We start from the raw sequence: 20,274 nt of genomic DNA, 5'->3' as shown, positions 1-20,274 counted from the left end.
CTCACCGGCCCTTCGGGAGGCCGAGGATGCGCTCGGCGACGATGTTCTTCTGGATCTGCGAGGTCCCGGCGGCGATGGTGTACGAGAGGGAGGACAGCCGGTCCAGCACCCAGTCCGCGCCCGCCCCGTCGGCGCCCCCCAGCACGAGCGACCCGGCCCCCAGCACCTCGGCCGCCGTGTCGTACAGCTCCTGCCGCGCGTGCGAGTACCGCAGCTTGAAGACCGAGCCGCCGACGCCGGGCACCCCGCCCGACCCCTCGGCCTCGCTCACGTTCCACTGGGTCAGCCGCCACAGGGCGCCGAACTCCCCGTACAGCCGCCCCAGTCTGCGCCGCAGCACCGGGTCGTCCCAGCGGCCGTTGTCCCGGGCCACCCGGGCCAGCCCGGCCAGCGTCCGGCGGCAGGCCACCACCTCCCCGACGAAGGCGGTGCCCCGCTCGAAGGACAGGGTCACCATCGTCACGCGCCAGCCGTCGTTCTCGGCGCCCACCCGGTTCGCCACCGGCACCCGCACCTCGTCGAGGAACACCTCGGCGAACTCGGTGGACCCGGCGAGGGTCCGCAGCGGCCGCACCGACACCCCCGGGGCGTCCATCGGCATCGCGAGCCAGCTGATCCCGCGGTGCTTGGGCGCGGCCGGGTCGGTGCGCACCAGCAGCTCGCACCAGTCGGCCACTTCGGCGTGCGAGGTCCAGATCTTGGAGCCGGTGACGACGTACTCGTCCCCGTCCCGGACGGCCCTGGTCCGCAGCGCGGCCAGGTCGGAGCCCGCGTCCGGCTCGCTGAAGCCCTGGCACCACACCTCGTCGCCGCGCAGCACGGGCGGCAGCCAGCGGGCCCGCTGCTCCGCGGTGCCCTCGGCGGCGATGGTGGGACCGGCGTGCAGCAGCCCGACGAAGTTGGCGCCGACGTAGGGGGCCCCGGCGCGCTCGGTCTCCTCCAGGAAGATCAGGTGCTGGGTGGGGGTGGCGCCCCGGCCGCCGGCGTCGAGGGGCCAGTGCAGGCCGGCGTACCCGGCGTCGTACAGCCGGCGCTGCCAGCCGAGGTCGTACGCCCGGCGGCCGGGCCAGTCGTCGGGCGAGGGCGCGGGGGGCAGCTCGGGCAGCGTCTTGCCGAGCCATTCGCGCAGGCGGGCCCGGAACTCCCGCTCCTCCTCGGTGTACGTGAGGTCCACTAGGCCGCCCTGCGGCGGTCGCGGTCGAGGTCGAGTCCGAGCATGCGGATGGCGTTGCCCCGCATCAGCTTGTAGACGGTCTCCTCGTCGAGGCCCTTCACGTGGTCGAGGGCGACCTCCTTGGTGTGCGGGAAGGTCGAGTCGACGTGCGGGTAGTCGGTCTCGAAGGTCGCGTTGTCGCGGCCGACGACGTCGAGCGAGGCGATGCCGTGCTTGTCGCGGAAGAAGCAGCAGAAGATCTGCCGGTAGTAGTACGTGGAGGGCGGCTCGGGGATCAGGTCGCGGACGCCGCCCCAGGCGCGGTGTTCCTGCCACACGTCGTCGGCGCGCTCCAGGGCGTACGGGATCCAGCCCATCTGGCCCTCGCTGTAGGCCAGCTTGAGCTGCGGGAACTTCACGAGGACGCCGCTGAAGAGGAAGTCCATCATCGAGGCCATCGCGTTGTTGAAGCTGAGCGAGGCCTGGACGGCGGGCGGCGCGTCGGGGGAGGCGGCGGGCATCTGGGAGCTGGACCCGATGTGCATGTTGACCACCGTGCCGGTCTCCTGGCAGGCGGCGAAGAAGGGGTCCCAGTAGCCGGAGTGGATCGAGGGCAGCCCGAGGTGGGTGGGGATCTCCGAGAAGGTGACGGCGCGGACCCCGCGGGCGGCGTTGCGGTGGATCTCGGCGACGGCGAGGCCGATGTCCCAGAGGGGGATGATGCAGAGGGGGATGAGGCGGCCGCCGCTGTCGCCGCACCACTCCTCGACCATCCAGTCGTTGTAGGCGCGGACGCAGGCCAGGGCGACCTCCTTGTCGTGCGCCTCGGCGAAGGTCTGGCCGCAGAAGCGGGGGAAGGTCGGGAAGCAGAGGGACGCCTCGACGTGGTTGAGGTCCATGTCGGCCAGCCGCGCCTTGGGGTCCCAGCAGCCGCGGCGCATCTCCTCGCGGGTGATCCCCTCCAGGGTCATCTCGTCGCGGTCGAAACCGACGGCGGCGATGTTGCGCTTGTAAGGGAACTTGAGGTCCTCGTAGATCCACCAGTCGGTGGGCGGGCCGTCCGGGTCCATGGAGATCACGTACTTGCCACCGGTGTAGACGAGCTCGCCGATGCCCGCGGTGAGCGGCCTGGGCCCGCGGTCCCGGTACCTGGCCGGCAGCCAGGTGTCGAAGAGGTGCGCGGGCTCGATCACGTGGTCGTCCACGCTGATGATCCGGGGCAGTTCCATGGGGTTCCCCTCACCGGGTTTCTGATGCACCGTCAGAAACAAGCTAGCTCCGCCACCCCTGGACCGACAAGCGGCAGCGCCCTACGCTTCCCAGTCGATCTGACGAAACGTCAGCTACGGATCCCGACGGAGGTCAGGGCATGACCGACACCGCACACGAACTGGCCCAGGCACCCACCCTCTGGGAGCTCGTCGCCCGCCGGGCCGCACTCACCCCCGACGCCCCGGTGCTCATCGAGGCCGGGACCGGCCGCACCCTCACCTTCGGCGCCCTGCACCGGCGCGCCGAACGCGTCGCCGCCGGGCTGTACGGCAAGGGCGTCCGGCCCGGCACCGTCGTCGCCTGGCAGCTCCCCACCCGCATCGAGACCGTGCTGCTGTCCGTGGCCCTCACCCGGCTGGGCGCGGTCCAGTCGCCCGTCATCCCCTTCTACCGCGACCGCGAGGTCGGCTTCGCGCTGCGCGAGTCCGGCGCCGCGTTCTTCGCCGTACCCGGCACCTGGCGGGGCTTCGACCACACCGCGATGGCGGAGCGGCTCGGCGCCACCGGCGTCTTCGAGGCGTACGAGGACCTCCCCGAGGCCGACCCGGCGGCGCTCCCCGGCCTCCCCGGGCCGCCCGCCACCGGCACCGACGTCCGCTGGATCTACTGGACCTCCGGCACCACCTCGGACCCCAAGGGCGTCCTGCACACCGACCGCTCGCTGATCGCCGGCGGCTCCTGCCTGGCCCACGCCCTCCGCCTGGAGCCCGCCGACGTCGGCTCGATCGCCTTCCCGTACGCCCACATCGGCGGACCCGACTACCTGGTGATGCTGCTGCTGTACGGCTTCCCGGCGGTGCTCTTCGAGAAGTTCGCGATGCCGGACGCCCTGGAGGGCTACCGCAGGCACGGGGTGACCGTGGCCGGCGGCTCCACGGCCTTCTACTCGATGTTCCTCACCGAACAGCGCAAGGCCCCGGGCGAGAAGCTCATCCCCACGCTCCGCCTGCTCGCCGGCGGCGGCGCGCCCAAGCCGCCCGAGATCTACCACGCGGTGGTCCGCGAACTGGGGTGCCAGCTCACCCACGGCTACGGCATGACCGAGGTCCCCATGATCACCATGGGCGCCCCCGACGACACCGCCGAGAACCTCGCCCACACCGAGGGCCGGCCGCCGGCCGGCATGGAGATACGCATCACCGACCCCGAGGGCAAGCCGCTGCCCGTCGGCGCGGAGGGCGAGGTCCGGCTGCGCGGCGAAGCCGTGTGCCGCGGCTACCTCGACCCGGCCCAGAACGCGGAGGTCTTCGACGCCGACGGCTTCCTGGTGACCGGGGACCTCGGCCGCCTCACCGGGTCGGGACACCTGGTCCTCACCGGCCGCAGCAAGGACGTGATCATCCGCAAGGGCGAGAACATCTCCGCCAAGGAGATCGAGGACCTGCTGCACCGGCTGCCCGGCGTCGGCGACGTCGCCGTCGTCGGCCTCCCCGACCCCGACCGCGGCGAACGGGTCTGCGCCGTGGTGGAGCAGCCCGCGGACGCCGCACCCCTCACGCTGGACGACCTGACGGCGTACCTCCGCGCCGAGGGCCTGGCCACCCACAAACTGCCGGAACAGCTCGAACTCGTCGACGCCCTCCCGCGCAACGACGCCCTCCGCAAGGTCCTCAAGTACAAGCTGCGCGAGCGCTTCTCGTAGGGCGGCCGGGGCGGGGGCGGTGCGGGGGCCTGCGGGGAGGCGCGTGGGGCCCGTACGGGGGCGCCGTACGGTACCCCTGCGCGGACCCCCGCGCGGACCCCCGTCGAGCCCCTACGCGTCCGGGAGTTCGACGCCGCAGTAGCCGGCGAAGGCGGTCAGGATCTCGTCCTCGGTGATCCGGCCGTCGCCGTCGGCGTCCAGGGCCGTCGCGACCGCGGCGGCCACCCCGGCCTCCGTCCCCAGCACCCGCAGCACCCGCGCCGCCGCCTCGGGGGTGGCGCCGCCGCCCTCCGGGTCGGCCACCGCGAGCACGGCGTGCAGGAACGGGCGGGCGATCTCGGCGAACCGCCGGGGACTGTCCCGCAGCCGCTTCGCGGCCCCGGTCACGAACTCCTCGCGGGTGACGCGCTGGTCCCCGTCGACGTCGGCGATGCCGGCCATGCCCTGCCAGAAGGCCTCCGCGCCGATGAACACGGCCTGGCCCCGGTCCGAGCGGGCGGCAGTGCCGAATTCGGCCAGGACGGCCTTCGCGGCGGTGCTGAAGTCCTCCCGGTCGATGTATCCGTTGCCGTCCTGGTCGAAGGTGGCGAATCGGGCGGCGATCTTGCGCTCGTACTCTGCGCTGTCCATATTCGGCGTTCCGCCTTCACTAATGCGGTGGTTGCGTTTCAGTCAGGACGGAGCGTAAGGCCTGCGTGGCCTGCGCGTTAAGGAAAGCGGTCAAGCGGGTGGCCGCACCGGGCCCGCGCACGGGGAGCGCGCCGGGGCGCGCGGCGCCCCTTGCTAGCACGGGCGGTTCCCGTACGGGGGGAGTTCGGCCAAAGCGGGCGCACGGCGGCGCGTGGCCATTACATTCGAGAGGTCGACACAGGGCTGGGGGCCGCCATGGCGAAGGACGCACCACCGCGCTGGGACCGCAGGATGCAGCAGCGGCTGGCCCGCGGCGAGGCGGCGGCGCTGGGTGAACTGTACGACCGCTTCGCCTCCCTGGTGCACAGCCTGGCCCACCGCGTGCTGGGGGACGAGAAGGCCGCCGACCGGATCACCCGCGAGGTGTTCGGCTACATCTGGGAGAACCCCGACGCGTACGACCCGAAGCAGGGCTCCATGCGGTCCTGGGTCGCGCGCATCACCCAGGGGCAGGCGGTGGCCCGGCTGCGGCAGGCGGAGACCGCCTCGCTCGCGGAGGGCGGCGGGGGCTCGCGCGAGGAGCTGGAGCAGAAGCTCCGGCTGGCCTCGGCCGCGGCCCGGGCCGACTACATCGTCACGTCCATGCCGGCGCCGCTGCGGAAGGCGCTGGAGCTCGCGTACTTCCAGCGGCGCGACTACCGCCAGGCCGCCGCGGACCTCGGGGTGACCGAGGACGAGGCCCGGCGCAGGCTCAGGCTCGGCCTGCAGCTCCTCTCGACCGCCAACTCCCTGCCACGGGACGGCTCGGCACCGCCGTCCGGATACGGACGCACGCTGTGAACGCGCACAGCCGCTGGAGCGGCGACGACGAATCCCTGTACGGCGGCGCGGGCGGGCCCGCACCGGGCGGGCCCGGGGGTCCGGCTTCCGGTGGGCCGGCTTCCGGTGGCCCCGGCGGGCCGGCTTCCGGTGGCCCCGGCGGGCCGCTGGGGCCCGTACCCCACGGCCTCCGCCCGGGCGCGGGCGGGCCGCGGATACCGGGACCGCGCGGGGCTGCCGACGACCTGGACCCGTCCCTCGCTCCCCCTCCGCCGCCCTCGCACGGGGTGCTGAAGTCCCTGCTGGGCGCGTGGGCCCTGGCGGCCTGCTCCGCCGAGGAGACCCAGGCCGTCGAGGACCACCTCACCGAGTGCGCGCCCTGCGCCGAGGAGGCGCTGCGGCTGCGGGACGCGGTGGCGCTGCTGCACCCCGAGGAGTCCCTGGACCTCGACCCGCTGCTGCGGTCGCGGGTGCTGGAGGGCTGCCTCGGGCGGCGTCCGGCGCGGATCCCCGTACCGACGTGGGCCGCGCCGTACGACGCGGAGACCGCGCGGCTGGACGCGCTGCTGCGGGACATCGGGGACGCCGAGTGGCACGCGCCGGTGCGGCTGAAATGGTTCGAGGAGGAACGCGGGCGCAGCCGGAAGACCACGGTGGCGGGGGTGATCGGGCACCTGCTGACGGTCGACGGACTGGTGGCGACCGCCCTCGGGCTGGACGACCCGCTGGGCGCGGACGCGCCGAAGGATCCGGCGGACCGGACGGAACGGTACTGGGAGTCCGCCGCCCGGCCCGCGACGCGGCGGGTCCGCGAGCCGTGGCGCGAGCAGGGGCACACGCTGGTCCGCACGGTGTCCTTCGCGGGCCGCGGCGTCGCCGAACTCGGCGTCTCGTACGGGAGCTTCGCGCTGCCGCTGGGTGACGCGTTCCTGGAGCGGGCCTTCGAGTGCTGGGTGCACGCGGGGGACATCGCGGACGCGGTGGACTACCCGTACGAGCCGCCGTCCGGCGCCCACCTGCACCAGATGCTGGACCTGGCGGCCCGGCTGCTGCCGGGGGCGCTGGCGAAGCGGCGCCGGGAGGGCCTGGCGGGCCCGGCCCGCCGGCTGGTGGCCGCGGGGGCGCCGGGCCGCACGCTCCACCTGGAGATCGAGGGGCTGGGCGGCGGCACCTGGGACATCGCCCTGGACTCGCCGGCGGCGGCCACCTCGGAGGAGCACACGGTGGCCAGCATCGCGCTGGACGGGGACGAGTTCTGCCGGCTGGCCGCGGGCCACATCTCCCCGGAGGAAGCGGCGCTGGGCCAGCACGGCGACCGCGAGGCGATCAGGGACGTCCTCTTCGCCACGGCCTCCCTCAGCCACCTGTAGCCTCCGGCGGTCCTGGGCCCCCTCCCCCGGCAGGCCCGCCGGCCTGGGGCCCGCCGGCCTCGGGGCCCGCCGGCCCGGGGACGCCAGGTCCGTTCCGGGGTGCGGGCCGTTGCCCTGCGGGGCAGGCCCCACCCCGCCCTTCTCCCGTTCACCGGGGCTGCGCCCCGGACCCCCGGGCTCCGCTCCGGACCCCTCCGGGGGTTCCGGTGCCCGTGGCCGGTGCGCCTCGCGCGGCGACGAGGGCGGGCGGCGGTGCGGGGGCGACCCGCAAGGCGGCGGCCCCGGCCCGTACCGGCGGACGCCGCTACGGCGGGGGGAGGATCCGGCACAGGGTCGCCAGGGCGGCTGCGTACGCGCTGTCCGGTGGGGTGGCGTAGCCGACGACCAGGCCGTCGGGGGCCGGGCCGGAGGCCCGGGGGTGGCGGTGGGCCGAGAGGCCGTCCACCGCGAGACCCTGGCGCGCGGCGGCCTGGACGACCGCCCGCTCCGTACCCGCCGGCAGCCGCAGCACCGCGTGCAGCCCCGCCGCCACCCCGCTGACCGTGATGTGCGGGGCCCGCTCCGCCAGCGCCGAGGTCAGCTGGTCGCGCCGCCGCCGGTACCGCTGCCGCATCCTCCGCAGGTGGCGGTCGTACCCGCCCGACGTGATGAACTCCGCCAGCGTCAGCTGGTCCGGCACGCTCACCCACGCCTCCCGCTGCCCCTTCACCGCCAGCACCCCGTCCAGCACGGGGTCCGGCAGCACCATCCAGCCCAGCCGCAGCGCCGGGGAGAGGGACTTGCTGACCGAGCCGATGTAGACCACCCGCTCCGGGTCCAGGCCCTGGAGCGCGCCCACCGGCTGGCGGTCGTACCGGAACTCCCCGTCGTAGTCGTCCTCCAGCACCAGCCCGCCCCGCGCCCGCGCCCAGTCCGTGGCCGTGCGCCGCCGCTCGTGGTGCAGCGGCACACCCGTCGGGAACTGGTGGGCCGGCGTCAGCAGCACCTCCCGCACGCCCGGCAGCCCCGCCAGGGCGGTGGTGTCCGCGCCCCGCCCGTCGACCGGCAGCGGCAGCAGCCGGACCCGCGCCCGCTCCAGCAGCCCCCGGTGGTACGGCAGCCCGTACTCCTCCACCGCCAGCGGCCCCCGCAGCACGCCGCCCTCGTACAGCAGCCGCAGCCCGTGCGCGAAGCCGGCGCACACCACGATCCGTTCGGGGTCGGTCCGCACGCCGCGGGCCCGCGCGAGGTACTCGGCGAGGGCCGTCCGCAGTTCCACCCGGCCCCGCGGGTCACCCGGGCCGAAGGCCTCGTTGGGGGCGGCGGCCAGCGCCCGGCGGGCGGCCGCCAGCCAGCCCGTACGGGGGAAGGAAGCGGCGTCGGGCTGTCCCTGGAGGAGGTTGTACGAGGGCGCCGCCGGGGCCGGCGCCGGCTTCGGCCGGCGGACCGCCGCCCGCGGCGCGACCCGCTCGGCCACCCGCGTGCCCGAGCCCTGGCGGGCGGTCAGCCAGCCCTCCGCGACCAGTTCGGCGTACGCGTCGGCGACGGTGTTCCGGGCCACCCCGAGGTCGGCGGCCAGCGACCGGTACGGCGGCAGCCGCGTCCCGGGCGGCAGCCTGCCCTCCCGTACGGCCGCGCGCAGGGCATCGGCCAGCGCGGCCCGGCGGCTGCCGGTGGGGGCCAGCTCCAGGTGCAGGTCGCTGCCGGCCCGCTCCGCCGAATTGACCCAGGTTTCCGCCATGGAAATGCACCCTACAACCGGTCGATGAGACCCATAGGTTGATCACATGACGACGACGAACGAGCTGACCCAGACCCCCGGCCGCGTCAACATCGCCGAGGTCGCCCCGAAGGTCTACCGCGCGCAGATCGGCCTCGACGCGGCCGCCCGCCAGGGCCTGGACCCCTCCCTCGTGGAGCTGATCCAGATCCGCGCCTCGCAGCTCAACAACTGCGCGTACTGCCTGCACATGCACACCTCGGACGCCCGGAAGGCGGGCGAGAGCGAGGAGCGGCTGCACATGGTCGCCGTCTGGCACGACGCGCCGCACTTCTTCTCGGCCGAGGAGCGCGCGGCGCTCGCGCTGACCGAGGCGATCACCCTGATCGCGGAGCGGGGCGTGCCGGAATCGGTGTACCGCGAGTCGGCCGACGTGCTCGGCGAGGAGAAGACGGCCCAGGTGGTGGCCGCGATCTGCGCGATCAACACCTGGAACCGCTTCTCGATCGCCACCGGCAAGATCGCCGGCACGGACGAGCGGAAGAAGTGACGGAAGGAGCGGGGGGCGGCGCTACGCGAAGACCACCGTGCGGCTGCCGTTCAGCAGCACCCGGTGCTCGCTGTGCCACTTCACGGCGCGCGCCAGCGCCTGGCACTCCACGTCGCGCCCGATCGCCACGAGCTGGTCGGGCGTGACCTCGTGGCCGACCCGCTCGACCTCCTGCTCGATGATCGGGCCCTCGTCGAGGTCGGCCGTCACGTAGTGCGCGGTGGCGCCGATCAGCTTCACACCGCGCGCGTGCGCCTGGTGGTAGGGCTTGGCGCCCTTGAAGCTCGGCAGGAAGGAGTGGTGGATGTTGATGATCCGGCCGCTGAGTTCCTTGCAGAGGTCGTCGGAGAGCACCTGCATGTAGCGGGCGAGCACGACGAGCTCGACGTTCTCCGAGCGCACCAGCTCCAGCAGCCGGGCCTCCGCCTCGGCCTTGTTGTCCCTGGTCACCGGGATGTGGTGGAAGGGGATGTCGTACGAGGCGACCAGCTCGGCGAAGTCGGTGTGGTTGGAGACCACGGCCGCGATCTCGACCGGCAGCGCGCCGATCCGGGACCGGAACAGCAGGTCGTTCAGGCAGTGGCCGAACTTGGAGACCATGAGGACGATCCGCATGCGCTCGTCGGCGCGGTGGATCTGCCACTCCATGCGGAAGGAGTCGCCGATGGCGGCGAAGCTCGCGCGGAGCTTCTCCAGCGTCACCGGGGACTCGGCGGAGAAGTGCACCCGCATGAAGAACAGGCCGGTCTCGTGGTCGCCGAACTGCTGGCTGTCCTCGATGTTGCAGCCGGTCATGAAGAGGTAACTCGACACCGCGTGCACGATGCCCTGCTTGTCAGGGCAGGACACGGTCAGGACGTACTGCTCGGGCCGCGCCGCCGCGGAGGCGCTCTTCGGGTCGCTCATGACGCCCAAGACTCCCATACGCGCAGGCCGGGAACCTACCGCGGCCCTATACGCCCAGGGCCGCGGGGCCCCTACGCGGCCCTCGTCATGATCCGCAGCACGTCCAGCGAGCGCGGCGCGGTGTCCGGGTCCTCCCCGTCGGCCGTGGCCAGGCGTACGTGGGCCTCGCGGGCGGCACGGACGGCCTCGGGCCAGCCGTGGTGCTCCAGGTAGGCGGAGACGGGGGCGTCGGGGCCGACCTGGTGCAGGATCCGCAGCACGCGCAGGACGGCGACGTCCACGAGCGCGGCCTCCTGGCTGTCCCGGAAGATCGTGCCGACGTACTTCTCGGCGGACCAGTTGTCGAGCCAGGTGTCCTCCACCAGCCGGTACACGGCGTCGGTGACGTCTCCGTAGCCCTCCTGGCCCCCCAGCCAGCACTCCTCCTGGAAGGCGGGGTCGGAAAGCATGTGGAGGGCCGAGCGCACGTTGCAGCGCCAGCGCCACCAGGGCATGTCGTTGAGGGGCATGCCGCCCATGGTGGATGAGCGACCGCCACGACGGGAAGGGTTCTTCGAAGCTTGGACGAATGTCACGGTCGTCGATCGTACGTTCCCGCTCGGGGCGATCTTGACGCCCCCGGAGTTCACCCGGACGTCACCGAACGTTGAGTGGACATCACTCCTTCGTTACCCCTGGGGCGGAATCGTGCATGCACATGACCGGTCGGCGACGCACCACTGCATTCCGTTCCACCACATCGGCGGCGATCACCGCGCTGTGTACGGCGGTCTGCGCGTCCCTCATCACGGCATGCGGGGCGCTCCCCGGGAAAGCGGGGGGATCCGGGGAGCCCCTCACCGTGATGACGTGGGCGCCCGACGGCACCAAGGCCACCAACATGCCCGGCATGCCCGCCATGGCCAAGGCGTACGAGCGCTGGGTCAACGCCAACGGCGGCATCAACGGCCGCGACCTCAAGGTCCTCACCTGCAACGAGCACAACACCGCCCAGGGCGCCGCCGCGTGCGCCCGCAAGGCGGTCCAGGCCGGCGCCGTCGCGGTCGTCGGCTCCTACAGCCAGCACGGCCTCGCCTTCATGGCACCGCTGGAGACGGCCGGCATCCCGTTCATCGGCGGCTACGGGGTCTCCGCCGAGGAGTTCCAGAGCGTGCTCTCGTACCCCGTCAACGGCGGCCAGCCGGTGCTGCTCGCGGGCGCCGGCCGCCAGCTCGCCCGCACCTGCGACAAGGTCGCGCTGGTCCGCCCCGACACCCTGCCCGGCGACACCATGCCCATCCTCCTCAACGCCGGTCTGAAGTCCGGCAACCAGCACGCGGCGGCCGACGTCCGGGCCGCCGAGGACGCCACGGACTACAGCGCCAAGGCCCGCGAAGCCCTGGACGAGGCAGGCGCGGGCGCCTCGCTGCCGGGCCGCATCGGCACCTCGGCCGCGAAGGACAGGGCGGCCAAGGGGTGCGTCACGGCCGTGCTCGGCGAGCGCACCGAGACCTTCTTCGACTCGTTCCGCCGCATCGAGAGCGACGACCAGCGGGTGCGGATCTCCTCGGTCCTCGGCAGCGTCAGCCAGTCCCTGGTGGACCGCACCGGCGGCAAGGAGGGCCCGTTCGAGGGCGCGTACGTCACCGGCTGGTACCCGGTCGCGACGGACCCGCTCTGGGACCCCATGCGCAAGGTCATCACCCGGCACGCCTTCGGCGACGACCGGATCGACCCGGCCGACACCGGGGTGCAGACCACCTGGATCGCGTACACCGTCTTCACCGAGATCATCAAGGGCCTCGGCGACTCCGAGATCACCGGCCGCAAGGTCGCCAAGGCCCTCAACCGCAGCGGGGGCGTCAAGACCGGCGGGCTGACGCCCGACCTGAGCTGGCGCTTCAAGGACCTGCGCGCGGTCGGGGGCTTCCCCCGCCTCGTCAACGGCCGGGTCACCTTCCAGGAGGTCCGCGAGGGCCGGCTGGTCGGCCAGGGCGAGGGGGCCAGGGACATGACCGACACGCTGGAGGCGTCGCGCGCCACCGGCTGACCACCGGCGTGGGCAGGGGGCGGGGCCGGGACGTGTGTCCCGGCCCCGCCCCCCTTCCGCCGCGTGCCCGGGGGGCGCCGGGCCTCAGAGCTGGGTCTTGTCCCGCTTGGTCAGCTCGTACTTGACCGCGATGCCGTTCCAGAGCCCGGCGGCCTGCTCCTTGTACTTGCTGGCGTTGCCGCTGGCCCGGTTGCCCGCGCTGGTGTGGCTGGTGCTCCTGGCCTTGCCGTTCTTGCAGTACTTCTTGCCGCCGTCGACCTGCTCGGCCCATTCCGCGTAGTGCTTGTCGGCCGAGGCCGAGTACTTCCAGGCCTTGGTCAGCGCCGACGAGAGCCGCTCGTGGTCCGGGAGCTGGTCGATCTTCAGCTCCTCCAGACGCGTGATCAGCTCCTCGCGCTCGCGGGCCGCGTCCCGCAGGTCGTCGGCGGCCTGCTCCAGGTTGTCGCAGCCCTTGATGTCGTCGACCGCGCCGATGACGGTGTCCCGGCTGCCGCCGCTGTCGGCGAGCAGCTTGTCCAGCTGCACGGCCTGGGCGCGCGCCGGGTCGACCGGCTTCTCGCCGGCGTCCTTGGTGGCGCCCGGCTTGGTCGCGTCGGAGGAGACGGTCGCCGGGTTGTTGTTGCCCTTGGTCCCGTCGCCGGCCATCAGCGCGCCCACGCCCAGGCCCACCACCGCGAGGCCGAGCACGCCGGCCGCTATCAGCCCGACCGGCGCGCGCCGCGGCTCGGGCTCCTCCTCGTACCGGTAGGGGGCCGGCGGGGGCGCCTGGTGGTGCGGGGGCTGGTGGTGCGGGGGCTGGTGGTGCGGGGGCTGCTGGCCGGGGTACGGGCGCGGCGCGGCGGCGACCGGTTCCTCGATGCGCGGCATCTGCTGGGTGGAGCCGGGGGCGTCGGCCGGGTAGCCGTAGCCGCCGGGGGCGCCGGGCGCACCGGCCGGGACTCCGCCGCCCTGGGTGCGGAAGAGGCCGTCGAACTCGGCGGGGGGCCCGGCGGGGCCGCCGGGGACGGGAGGGATGTACTGCGTGGCCGCCTCGTCCAGTCCCGCGGGTGCCGGGGGGACGGGCGGGATGTACTGCGTGGCGGCCGCGTCCGGGTCGGCGGGGACCGGGGGGATGTACTGGGTGGCGGCCGCGTCCGGGCCGGCCGGGACCGGCGGGATGTACTGGGTGGCCGCCGCGTCCGCGCCGCCGGGGACGGGCGGGATGTACTGGGTGGCCGCGCCCGGGTCGAAGGGCGGGATCAGGGCCGTGGCCTCGGCGTCCGTGCCCGCGGCCGGGTGCTGGGGCGCGGGGGCGCCGAAGGGGTCGCCGGGGGCGGCGTACTGCCGGTCGTAGCCGGGCTGTGCGTACTGCGGGTCGTAGCCCGGCTGCCCGTGCGGGTCCTGCGGCGCGGCGTACTGCCCGTACGCGTCCTGCCCGGGGTGGCCGGCGCCGTACGACGGCTGCTGCCCGTACGGCTCGGGCTGCTCGGGGTACGGCTGCGGGTACCCGTACGCCGCCGGCTGGTGCGGCTGCTGCGGGACGCCCCCGACCGGCGGGGCGGCGGGGGGCGGCGGCACGCCGGGGCCCTGCGCCGGACCCCACTGGTCGTCCCAGGGGCTGCCGCCCACGGGGGCGGTCTCGCTCACCCAGGGCTCCTGGGGAGGTCCCGCGGGGACGCCCGGGATGATCGGGGCGGAGCCGTCGGCGGGCAGCACGATGCCCTCGTGGGCGGGGCGCGCCGAGGGGTACTGCGGCTCGCCCCCCTGTCCGCTCTGCGTCACCGGGACTCCTTCTGCTGCCTACGGAATCGTCGGTTTACGCTACCGGGTCGCCCTCCCGCCCTGCCACGCGCCCATGATCGACAGCAAGCGGACACGCGGGAGAACGCGCCGTGAACTGAGGAGGCGTCATGCCGCCTGGAGTTCCAGACGGGCCGTGAACTCCCTTACGGCGGCCTCCTCCCGGTACGGCTCCAGACGCTGCCGGAAGTCGTCCAGGTACTCGGCGCCGCGGTTGCTGCGCAGCGTGCCCAGCAGCTCCACGGCCTGTGTGCCGGTGTGGCAGGCCTGTTCGACCTCGCGCGCCTGCACCTGCGAGGCGGCCAGCAGCAGCAGCCCGATGGCGCGCCTGCGGGCCTTGGTCTCGGGCAGGGCCCGCAGGGCCTCCTCCGCCCGCCGGCCGGCGGCCTCGGCCTGCCCGAGGTCGCGGTGGCAGTGGGCCAGCTCGTCGGCGAGGTAGGCCTGGTCGAAGTGCCTGATCCACACCGGGTCGTCCCCGGAATCGGGCTCGGCCCGCTCCAGCGCCGAGACCGCCCGCCCCGCCAGCAGCTGGGTGGCCCGGACGTCCCCCATCAGCGCGTGCCCGCGCGCCTCGGCGGCGAAGAACATCGCCTGCACCCGCGGCGTGACCTGGCTCCGGGCGCCTTCCTGCGCGGCCCGCGCCAGCTGCGCGATCTCCCTGGGGTTGCCCAGCTCGGCGGCCAGGTGGCTCATGGACGCGGCCAGCACGTACCCGCCGTACGCCCGGTCGCCCGCGGCCTGCGCGAGCCGGAGCGCCTGGATGTAGTACCGCTGGGCCAGGCCGGGTTGCCCGGTGTCCACGGCCATGTACCCGGCGAGTTCCGTGAGGCGGGCCACGGCCGCGAAGAGGGCGCGGCCCACCGGCTCGCGGTAGGAGCCGCCGAGCAGCCCGGAGACCACGCTGTTGAGGTAGTGGACGACGACCGGGCGGACGTGCCCGCTGCCGAAGCGGTGGTCCAGCTCGGTCAGGGCCTCGGTGGTGGCGCGTACCGCCTCGACGTCGGAGGCGCCGACGCGGGCGCCGGCGGTCCGCGCCACCTGGGCGTCGGCGCTGGTGATCAGCCAGTCCCGGCTGGGCTCGACCAGCGCGGAGGCGGCGACGGTGGAACCGGACAGGAAGTCGCGGCGGCCCACGTCGCTGCGCCACAGCTCGCAGACCTGCTCGATCGCGCCCACGACGGTCGGGGAGAACTGCAGGCCGACGCCGGAGGCGAGGTTCTTGCCGTTGGCCATGCCGATCTCGTCGATGGTGACGGTGCGGCCGAGCTTGCGCCCGAGGGCCTCGGCGATGATTCCCGGGGCGCGGCCGCGGGGCTGCTGGCCGCGCAGCCAGCGGGCGACGGACGTCTTGTCGTACCGGAGATCCAGTCCGTGTTCCGCACCGGTCATGTTGACCCGGCGGGCCAGTCCGGCATTGGAGCACCCGGCTTCCTGGATGAGCGCCTGGAGCCGTTCGTTCGGCTGGCGGGCGACGAGAGGCCTGGCTGCCATGAAGAAACCCCCTGTGGCCGCGAGTGGTCGTGCGTACGATCACTGCCCGGCGGATCGGCGGAGAATGCGGAACTTGCCCGGAACGTGGTGCTCTTGCGCTCACTCGCCTGGGATTGTCGCGCTTTCACGTCACTCGCTACCCCGCACCCGCTCCCTCGTCCCCTACGCGCCCCCGCCCGTGCACCGGTGCGCCCCGCGTGCAGGATCGATGCTCCGCCCCCTGGCTGGTTTACGCCCGTAACCCCGGGTGACGGCTGTAGTTGTGAAGGGCGTGGAAGAGACCATGGGAGTCACGGAGACCGCACCCATCCCCAAGCAGCGTGGCGAGCAGCTGCTTGACCATGCCGTGCGGTACGCGGAAGAGCGGCACTGGGACGTGTTCCCCGGCACCTGGCTGGAGGCCGAGGAGGGCCGGGAGCTGTGCTCCTGCGGGAACTCGGAGTGCGTGGCCCCGGGGGCGCACCCGGTGATGCAGGGCTGGGCGGCCTCCGCCACGGGCAGTGCGGTACAGGTGCGACGGATGTGGCAGAAGCAGCCCAAGGCGGCGATCCTGCTGCCCACCGGGCGGACCTTCGACGCGATCGACGTGCCGGAGACGGCCGGCTTCCTGGCGCTGGCCCGGATGGAGCGGATGGAGCTGACGCTGGGTCCCGTCGCGCTCACGCCGGACCGCCGGATGCTGTTCTTCGTGCTCCCGGGGGCCTCGGCCAAGGTGCCCGAGCTGGTGCGGAAGCTCGGCTGGTCGCCGTCCACGATCGACCTCCTCGCGCGGGGCGAGGGCGACTACGTGGCGGCGCCGCCCACCCGGTACGGCGGGCGGGGCGCGGTGCAGTGGGCGCGACGGCCCACGCCCGCGAACCGCTGGCTGCCGGACGCGGAGGAACTGATCAACCCCCTTGCCTACGCGTGCGGTCGCGAGGCGGCGGCGGCCCGGGCGCGACGCGGCTGAGCCCGGGCGGCGGCCCGGCTGCGGCAGCGGTCCCGGGGGCGGGCTCCAAGATCTTCAGTGCCGGTGTGCTGGCCTCGTAAGGTGAGTCCGACCAACGGGGAACAGTACGAAAGGCAGGGCGCACGTGCCTGACCAGACGTTCACGGACGGGGCGGGGGCGCGGTCCGCGCCGCCCGCGGCCGTGCGGATAACGGGGCTGTGGAAGCGGTTCGGCGAGCAGGTGGCCGTCTCGGGGATCGATCTGGAGCTCCCTGCGGGGAAGTTCATCGGCCTCGTCGGGCCGAACGGCGCGGGGAAGACCACCACCCTGTCGATGGTGACCGGACTCCTCCGGCCCGACCAGGGCACGGTGGAGGTGGCCGGGTACGACGTGTGGACCGACCCGGTCCAGGTGAAGTCCCGGATCGGCGTCCTGCCGGAGGGACTGCGGCTGTTCGAGCGGCTCTCCGGCCGGGAACTGCTGGGCTACATGGGCCGGATGCGGGGGCTGCCGGGCGACGAGGTCGACAAGCGGGCGACCCAGCTGCTGGACGTGCTGGACCTGGCCGGATCGCAGCACAAGCTGGTGGTGGACTACTCGACCGGCATGCGGAAGAAGATCGGGCTGGCCGCGGCGCTGCTGCACAACCCCGAAGTGCTGTTCCTGGACGAGCCGTTCGAGGGCGTCGACCCGGTGTCGGCGCAGACCATCCGCGGGGTGCTGGAACGTTACACCGCCTCCGGGGCCACCGTGGTGTTCTCCAGCCACGTGATGGAGCTGGTGGAGTCGCTGTGCGACTGGGTCGCCGTGATGGCCGCCGGCCGGATCCGCGCCTCGGGCACGCTGGCGGAGGTGCGGGGCGAGGCGTCCTCGCTGCAGAACGCCTTCCTGGAGCTGGTGGGCGCCGGCGGGCGCGACGCGGGCGAGTCCCTGGACTGGCTCGGCGGCGGGGCGGGCCGGTGAGCGCCGCGGACCCCACTGCCACCGCGGACCGCACTGCCGCCGCGGGCCGGAACGCCGGGGGCCCGGGCGGTTCCGTCGGGGCGCTGGCCCCGGTCTTCGTACGGCTGAAGCTGTCGCTGCTGCGCAACGGGCTGCGGCAGAGCTCCAAGCGCAAGGCGGCGTACGTCGTGTCGCTGGCGTTCACGCTGTTCTTCGCCGCCCTGATGGTGCTTCTCCTGGTGCTGCTGCGCGGGTACCCCGACGCCGCCGGGACCGTGGTGGTGCTGCTGGGCGCCGTGCTGGCGCTGGCCTGGGCGGTCATGCCGCTGTTCTTCTCGGCCGGCGACGAGACGCTGGACCCGTCGCGGCTGGTGATGCTGCCGCTGCGGCCGCGGCCGCTGGTGGGGGCGCTGCTGGTGTCCTCGCTGGTCGGGATCGGCCCGTTCTTCACCCTGTGCCTCGCGGTCGGTTCGGTGATCGCGCTGGCGCGGGGTGCGGCGGGGGTGGTGGCCGGTGTGCTGGCGGTGCCGGTGGTGATGCTGGGGTGCGTGGCGCTGTCGCGCGCCGTGGCCACGGCGAACGTCCGGCTGCTGACCAGCCGCAAGGGCCGTGACCTGGCGCTGCTGAGCGGTCTGCTGATCGCGGTGGGCGCGCAGGTGGTGAACTTCGGGAGCCAGCGGCTGTTCCAGCAGGGCGGCCTCGACACCCTGGAGCCGGCGGCGGCCGTGCTGCGCTGGGTGCCGCCCGGTTCGGCACTGGGCGCGGTCGAGTCCGCGAGCGAGGGCTCGTACGGGGTGGCGGCGGTGCAGCTGCTGCTGGCCGTGGCGGCGCTGGGCGCGCTGGTGTGGGCCTGGCAGCGCTCGCTGACGAAGCTGATGGTCACGCCCGACGGGTCGACGGTCGCGGCGGCGGAGCCGACCCGCGCCAAGGAGTCGGGCGGCGGGGCCTGGGGCCTGCTGCCGGGCGGCCGCACGGGCGCCGTCATGCAGCGCACCCTGCGGTACGTGATGCGCGACCCGAAGACCAAGGCGGCCTGGGTGACGGCGCTGGCGATCGGCCTGATCGTGCCGGTGTTCAACGCCCTCCAGGGCACCGGCTCGATCTACTTCTCCTGCTTCGGCGCCTGGATGCTGGGCGTGCAGATGTACAACCAGTTCGGCCAGGACACCTCGGCCTTCTGGATGGTCGCCCAGACCATCGCGACGCCCCGTCAGGCGTACGAGGAACTGCGCGCCCGCGCGCTGGCGCTGCTGCTGGTGACCCTGCCGTTCAGCACGCTGGTGGCGGTGGTGACCGCCGCGATGCTGGGCGACTGGCAGTCGCTGCCCGAGGCGCTGGGGCTGGCCTTCGCGCTGCTGGGCGCGATGCTGGCCACGGGTGCCGTGTCGTCGGCCCGCTTCCCGTACTCGATCCCGCAGGACGGCGCCTTCAAGAGCGCGGCGCCGGGCCAGGGCGGCCTCGCCTGGATGAGCGTGTTCCTCGGGATGCTGGTGTCGGCGGTGCTGTGCGCCCCGCTGATCGTGGCGACCGTGGTGCTGCACGTCACCGGCCAGCACGGGCTGCTGTGGCTGCTGCTGCCCGCCGGCGCGCTGTACGGCGGCCTGCTGGTCTGGGCCGGCATCCGCACGGCGGCCCCGTGGACGGCCGACCGCCTGCCGGAAATCCTGGCGGCGGTGAGCAAGGGCTGACGCCGGTGCCGGTTCGCCTGCCGGCCGGCCGCCGCCGGAGCCGCGCGCCACTGCACGGGGCTCCGGCGGCGGCCTTTTCACGCCTCCTCCGGCCGCCGGTCGCCGCGACGGCACGCCTCCCCGGCCTGGCCCCCGCCGCCCGACCCGCCGGGCCCGGTTACTCGCGTACCGGGGACGGGAGGTCGGCCAGGAAGGGTTCGACCGCTGCGCGCCAGGCCGTCGGCTGGTCCCAGTGGACCAGGTGGCCGGCGTCGGGGATCTCGGCGTAGGCGCCCAGCGGGAGGACGCGGACCATCTCCTGGGCCTCGGCCCGGCCCAGCTCGCCGTCGAGGCCTCGGACCACCAGGGTCGGGCAGCGGACCTGGCCCAGCTCCTCCCAGTGCGCGTCGTGCACCCAGGTCTCGCGGGCCCGCAGCATCTGGCGGCGGGAGAAGACGGGACGCCAGCCGTCGGGGCCCTCGGTCATCACCTCGGCGAAGAACTCGCCGCGGGCCGGGCTCGGCCGCTCCACCCAGGGGTCGTCCTCACCGAACCACTTGCGCACGTCGCCGAGCGTCGCGAACGGCAGCGGCCAGCTGCGGAACCAGTCCTCCCACTCCCGCTGGGAGGCCGCGCCGAGCGCGGTGGCCCGCATGTCGCAGATGACCAGCGCCTGGACGAGGTCCGGTCGGCGGGCGGCCAGCTGCCAGGCGGTGAGGGCGCCCATGGAGTGGCCGATGAGGATCACGGGGGCGAGCCCGAGCTGCTCGATGGCCGCCTCGGCGTCGCGGATGAAGGCGTCACGGGAGTACGGGCCGTCCGCCGGGCGCTCGCTGCGGCCGTGGCCGCGCTGGTCCAGGGCCACCGCGCGGTGCCGGGCCGCCAGCCAGCGGGCGGTGCCGGCCCAGTGGGAGGCACGTCCCATCAGCCCGTGCAGTAACAGCACCGCCGGTTCCGCCGGGGCTCCGCCGTCGGTGTCCTTGGGCGGGTCAGCGAACTCCCAGGCGGCGAGCCGCACACCGTCGGCTCCCGCCACATCGATGCGCCGTACCACCGTCGATGCACCCCCTTCGCTCCGCGCCAGACTATCGAACCTGCATTCGAAAACGGGCGTCTCCCCGGCAACACCGCTCTTTCGAGTGACCTTCCTCAAGGATTGGCGGCCGCTGCCGAGGGGAGATCTTCATCGGGAGGCGGGCCGCTCGGGGAAGACGGTCCGAGGGGATTGACCCTGGGAGCTCGGGGCTCCGGGTCAGCAATGGGGAGGACAGGTCCCGGCGTCGTGAGGCGCCGGGACCTTCTCGTGCCGGAGCGCGCCGGGCGCGCGGGGCCGGGCACATCGCATCGCCCCCTCCCGCAGTTGCCTGGGGCAAGCCTGGCACGGGAGTCGCGCGGT

17 protein-coding genes are annotated in these 20,274 nt (G+C 74.0%); 8 read left to right on the top strand and 9 right to left on the bottom strand.

Annotation, left to right across the window (positions count from 1 at the left end; all coding sequences use genetic code 11):
• Position 1: 1 nt before the first annotated feature.
• Together ACIQUR_RS05315 and ACIQUR_RS05310 are read right to left on the bottom strand one after the other, a co-directional pair.
• The gene (locus ACIQUR_RS05315) at positions 2-1,174 is read right to left on the bottom strand and encodes an acyl-CoA dehydrogenase (RefSeq protein ID WP_403658580.1); all 1,173 of its coding nucleotides are present in this window, start codon (positions 1,172-1,174) and stop codon (positions 2-4) included.
• On the bottom strand, positions 1,174-2,382 hold the full coding sequence (locus ACIQUR_RS05310) for an amidohydrolase family protein (protein ID WP_403658577.1): 1,209 nt from the start codon (positions 2,380-2,382) through the stop codon (positions 1,174-1,176). Before ACIQUR_RS05310 ends, ACIQUR_RS05315 begins: the two co-directional genes overlap by 1 nt.
• Positions 2,383-2,522: 140 nt before the next feature.
• On the opposite strand from ACIQUR_RS05310, the gene ACIQUR_RS05305 reads away from it, so the two are divergent.
• On the top strand, positions 2,523-4,067 hold the full coding sequence (locus ACIQUR_RS05305; RefSeq protein ID WP_403658574.1) for a class I adenylate-forming enzyme family protein: 1,545 nt from the start codon (positions 2,523-2,525) through the stop codon (positions 4,065-4,067).
• A gap of 111 nt (positions 4,068-4,178) precedes the next feature.
• Here the strand turns inward: ACIQUR_RS05305 and ACIQUR_RS05300 are convergent, their stop codons facing one another.
• Positions 4,179-4,697: an EF-hand domain-containing protein gene (locus tag ACIQUR_RS05300; protein WP_403658571.1), complete on the bottom strand. Its 519-nt coding sequence runs from the start codon at positions 4,695-4,697 to the stop codon at positions 4,179-4,181.
• A 255-nt stretch (positions 4,698-4,952) separates the two neighbouring features.
• Between ACIQUR_RS05300 and ACIQUR_RS05295 the strand changes: the two genes are divergently transcribed.
• Together ACIQUR_RS05295 and ACIQUR_RS05290 are read left to right on the top strand one after the other, a co-directional pair.
• Positions 4,953-5,537, top strand: coding sequence for a sigma-70 family RNA polymerase sigma factor (locus tag ACIQUR_RS05295; protein ID WP_399955776.1), 585 nt, complete (start codon positions 4,953-4,955; stop codon positions 5,535-5,537).
• A gap of 146 nt (positions 5,538-5,683) precedes the next feature.
• The gene (locus tag ACIQUR_RS05290) at positions 5,684-6,886 is read left to right on the top strand and encodes a maleylpyruvate isomerase N-terminal domain-containing protein (protein WP_403659817.1); all 1,203 of its coding nucleotides are present in this window, start codon (positions 5,684-5,686) and stop codon (positions 6,884-6,886) included.
• A 304-nt stretch (positions 6,887-7,190) separates the two neighbouring features.
• On the opposite strand, the gene ACIQUR_RS05285 is transcribed toward ACIQUR_RS05290, so the two are convergent.
• A complete protein-coding gene (locus ACIQUR_RS05285) occupies positions 7,191-8,606 on the bottom strand; it encodes a PLP-dependent aminotransferase family protein (RefSeq protein ID WP_403658568.1) in 1,416 nt (471 codons plus the stop codon).
• A 46-nt stretch (positions 8,607-8,652) separates the two neighbouring features.
• On the opposite strand from ACIQUR_RS05285, the gene ACIQUR_RS05280 reads away from it, so the two are divergent.
• Positions 8,653-9,135, top strand: a complete 483-nt coding sequence (locus tag ACIQUR_RS05280) for a carboxymuconolactone decarboxylase family protein (protein WP_403658565.1) — start codon at positions 8,653-8,655, stop codon at positions 9,133-9,135.
• A gap of 21 nt (positions 9,136-9,156) precedes the next feature.
• On the opposite strand, the gene purU is transcribed toward ACIQUR_RS05280, so the two are convergent.
• Together purU and ACIQUR_RS05270 are read right to left on the bottom strand one after the other, a co-directional pair.
• Positions 9,157-10,041, bottom strand: a complete 885-nt coding sequence (purU, locus tag ACIQUR_RS05275) for a formyltetrahydrofolate deformylase (protein WP_403658563.1) — start codon at positions 10,039-10,041, stop codon at positions 9,157-9,159.
• Between the two features lie 71 nt (positions 10,042-10,112).
• Positions 10,113-10,559 (bottom strand): hypothetical protein, encoded by a 447-nt coding sequence (locus ACIQUR_RS05270; protein WP_403658560.1) that lies wholly within the window; start codon positions 10,557-10,559, stop codon positions 10,113-10,115.
• 179 nt (positions 10,560-10,738) lie between these two features.
• On the opposite strand from ACIQUR_RS05270, the gene ACIQUR_RS05265 reads away from it, so the two are divergent.
• Positions 10,739-12,070, top strand: coding sequence for an ABC transporter substrate-binding protein (locus ACIQUR_RS05265; RefSeq protein ID WP_403658557.1), 1,332 nt, complete (start codon positions 10,739-10,741; stop codon positions 12,068-12,070).
• 84 nt (positions 12,071-12,154) lie between these two features.
• Here ACIQUR_RS05265 and ACIQUR_RS05260 read toward each other — a convergent pair whose 3' ends face one another.
• Positions 12,155-13,831, bottom strand: coding sequence for a hypothetical protein (locus ACIQUR_RS05260; RefSeq protein ID WP_403658555.1), 1,677 nt, complete (start codon positions 13,829-13,831; stop codon positions 12,155-12,157).
• 126 nt (positions 13,832-13,957) lie between these two features.
• Positions 13,958-15,340: a transcriptional regulator gene (locus tag ACIQUR_RS05255; protein WP_403658552.1), complete on the bottom strand. Its 1,383-nt coding sequence runs from the start codon at positions 15,338-15,340 to the stop codon at positions 13,958-13,960.
• A gap of 283 nt (positions 15,341-15,623) precedes the next feature.
• Here ACIQUR_RS05255 and ACIQUR_RS05250 point away from each other — a divergent pair, with 283 nt between their 5' ends.
• From ACIQUR_RS05250 to ACIQUR_RS05240, 3 genes are all read left to right on the top strand, one after another.
• Positions 15,624-16,289 (top strand): bifunctional DNA primase/polymerase, encoded by a 666-nt coding sequence (locus ACIQUR_RS05250; RefSeq protein ID WP_403658549.1) that lies wholly within the window; start codon positions 15,624-15,626, stop codon positions 16,287-16,289.
• Between the two features lie 124 nt (positions 16,290-16,413).
• Positions 16,414-17,232 carry an ABC transporter ATP-binding protein gene (locus tag ACIQUR_RS05245; RefSeq protein ID WP_403658546.1) on the top strand — a complete coding sequence of 273 codons (819 nt, stop codon included), beginning with the start codon at positions 16,414-16,416 and terminating at the stop codon, positions 17,230-17,232.
• Between the two features lie 83 nt (positions 17,233-17,315).
• Complete coding sequence (locus ACIQUR_RS05240; protein ID WP_403659814.1) at positions 17,316-18,899, top strand: transporter; 1,584 nt, start codon at positions 17,316-17,318, stop codon at positions 18,897-18,899.
• A gap of 157 nt (positions 18,900-19,056) precedes the next feature.
• Here ACIQUR_RS05240 and ACIQUR_RS05235 read toward each other — a convergent pair whose 3' ends face one another.
• Positions 19,057-19,932, bottom strand: coding sequence for an alpha/beta fold hydrolase (locus ACIQUR_RS05235; RefSeq protein WP_403658543.1), 876 nt, complete (start codon positions 19,930-19,932; stop codon positions 19,057-19,059).
• Between the last annotated feature and the right edge of the window lie 342 nt (positions 19,933-20,274).

Source organism: Streptomyces sp. NPDC101132, assembly GCF_044759225.1.
Classification (GTDB): Bacteria; Actinomycetota; Actinomycetes; order Streptomycetales; family Streptomycetaceae; genus Streptomyces.
Note: the sequence above shows the minus strand (reverse complement) of the source record. Positions and strands in the feature narration are given on the sequence as shown.

What these genes read in the sequence shown, in the direction of transcription:
- ACIQUR_RS05310 (WP_403658577.1), bottom strand. Translation starts at nt 2,382, where the DNA reads ATGGAACTGCCCCGGATCATCAGCGTGGACGACCACGTGATCGAGCCC.
- ACIQUR_RS05305 (WP_403658574.1), top strand. Translation starts at nt 2,523, where the DNA reads ATGACCGACACCGCACACGAACTGGCCCAGGCACCCACCCTCTGGGAG.
- ACIQUR_RS05300 (WP_403658571.1), bottom strand. Translation starts at nt 4,697, where the DNA reads ATGGACAGCGCAGAGTACGAGCGCAAGATCGCCGCCCGATTCGCCACC.
- ACIQUR_RS05295 (WP_399955776.1), top strand. Translation starts at nt 4,953, where the DNA reads ATGGCGAAGGACGCACCACCGCGCTGGGACCGCAGGATGCAGCAGCGG.
- ACIQUR_RS05285 (WP_403658568.1), bottom strand. Translation starts at nt 8,606, where the DNA reads ATGGCGGAAACCTGGGTCAATTCGGCGGAGCGGGCCGGCAGCGACCTG.
- ACIQUR_RS05280 (WP_403658565.1), top strand. Translation starts at nt 8,653, where the DNA reads ATGACGACGACGAACGAGCTGACCCAGACCCCCGGCCGCGTCAACATC.
- purU (WP_403658563.1), bottom strand. Translation starts at nt 10,041, where the DNA reads ATGAGCGACCCGAAGAGCGCCTCCGCGGCGGCGCGGCCCGAGCAGTAC.
- ACIQUR_RS05270 (WP_403658560.1), bottom strand. Translation starts at nt 10,559, where the DNA reads ATGGGCGGCATGCCCCTCAACGACATGCCCTGGTGGCGCTGGCGCTGC.
- ACIQUR_RS05265 (WP_403658557.1), top strand. Translation starts at nt 10,739, where the DNA reads ATGACCGGTCGGCGACGCACCACTGCATTCCGTTCCACCACATCGGCG.
- ACIQUR_RS05255 (WP_403658552.1), bottom strand. Translation starts at nt 15,340, where the DNA reads ATGGCAGCCAGGCCTCTCGTCGCCCGCCAGCCGAACGAACGGCTCCAG.
- ACIQUR_RS05250 (WP_403658549.1), top strand. Translation starts at nt 15,624, where the DNA reads ATGGGAGTCACGGAGACCGCACCCATCCCCAAGCAGCGTGGCGAGCAG.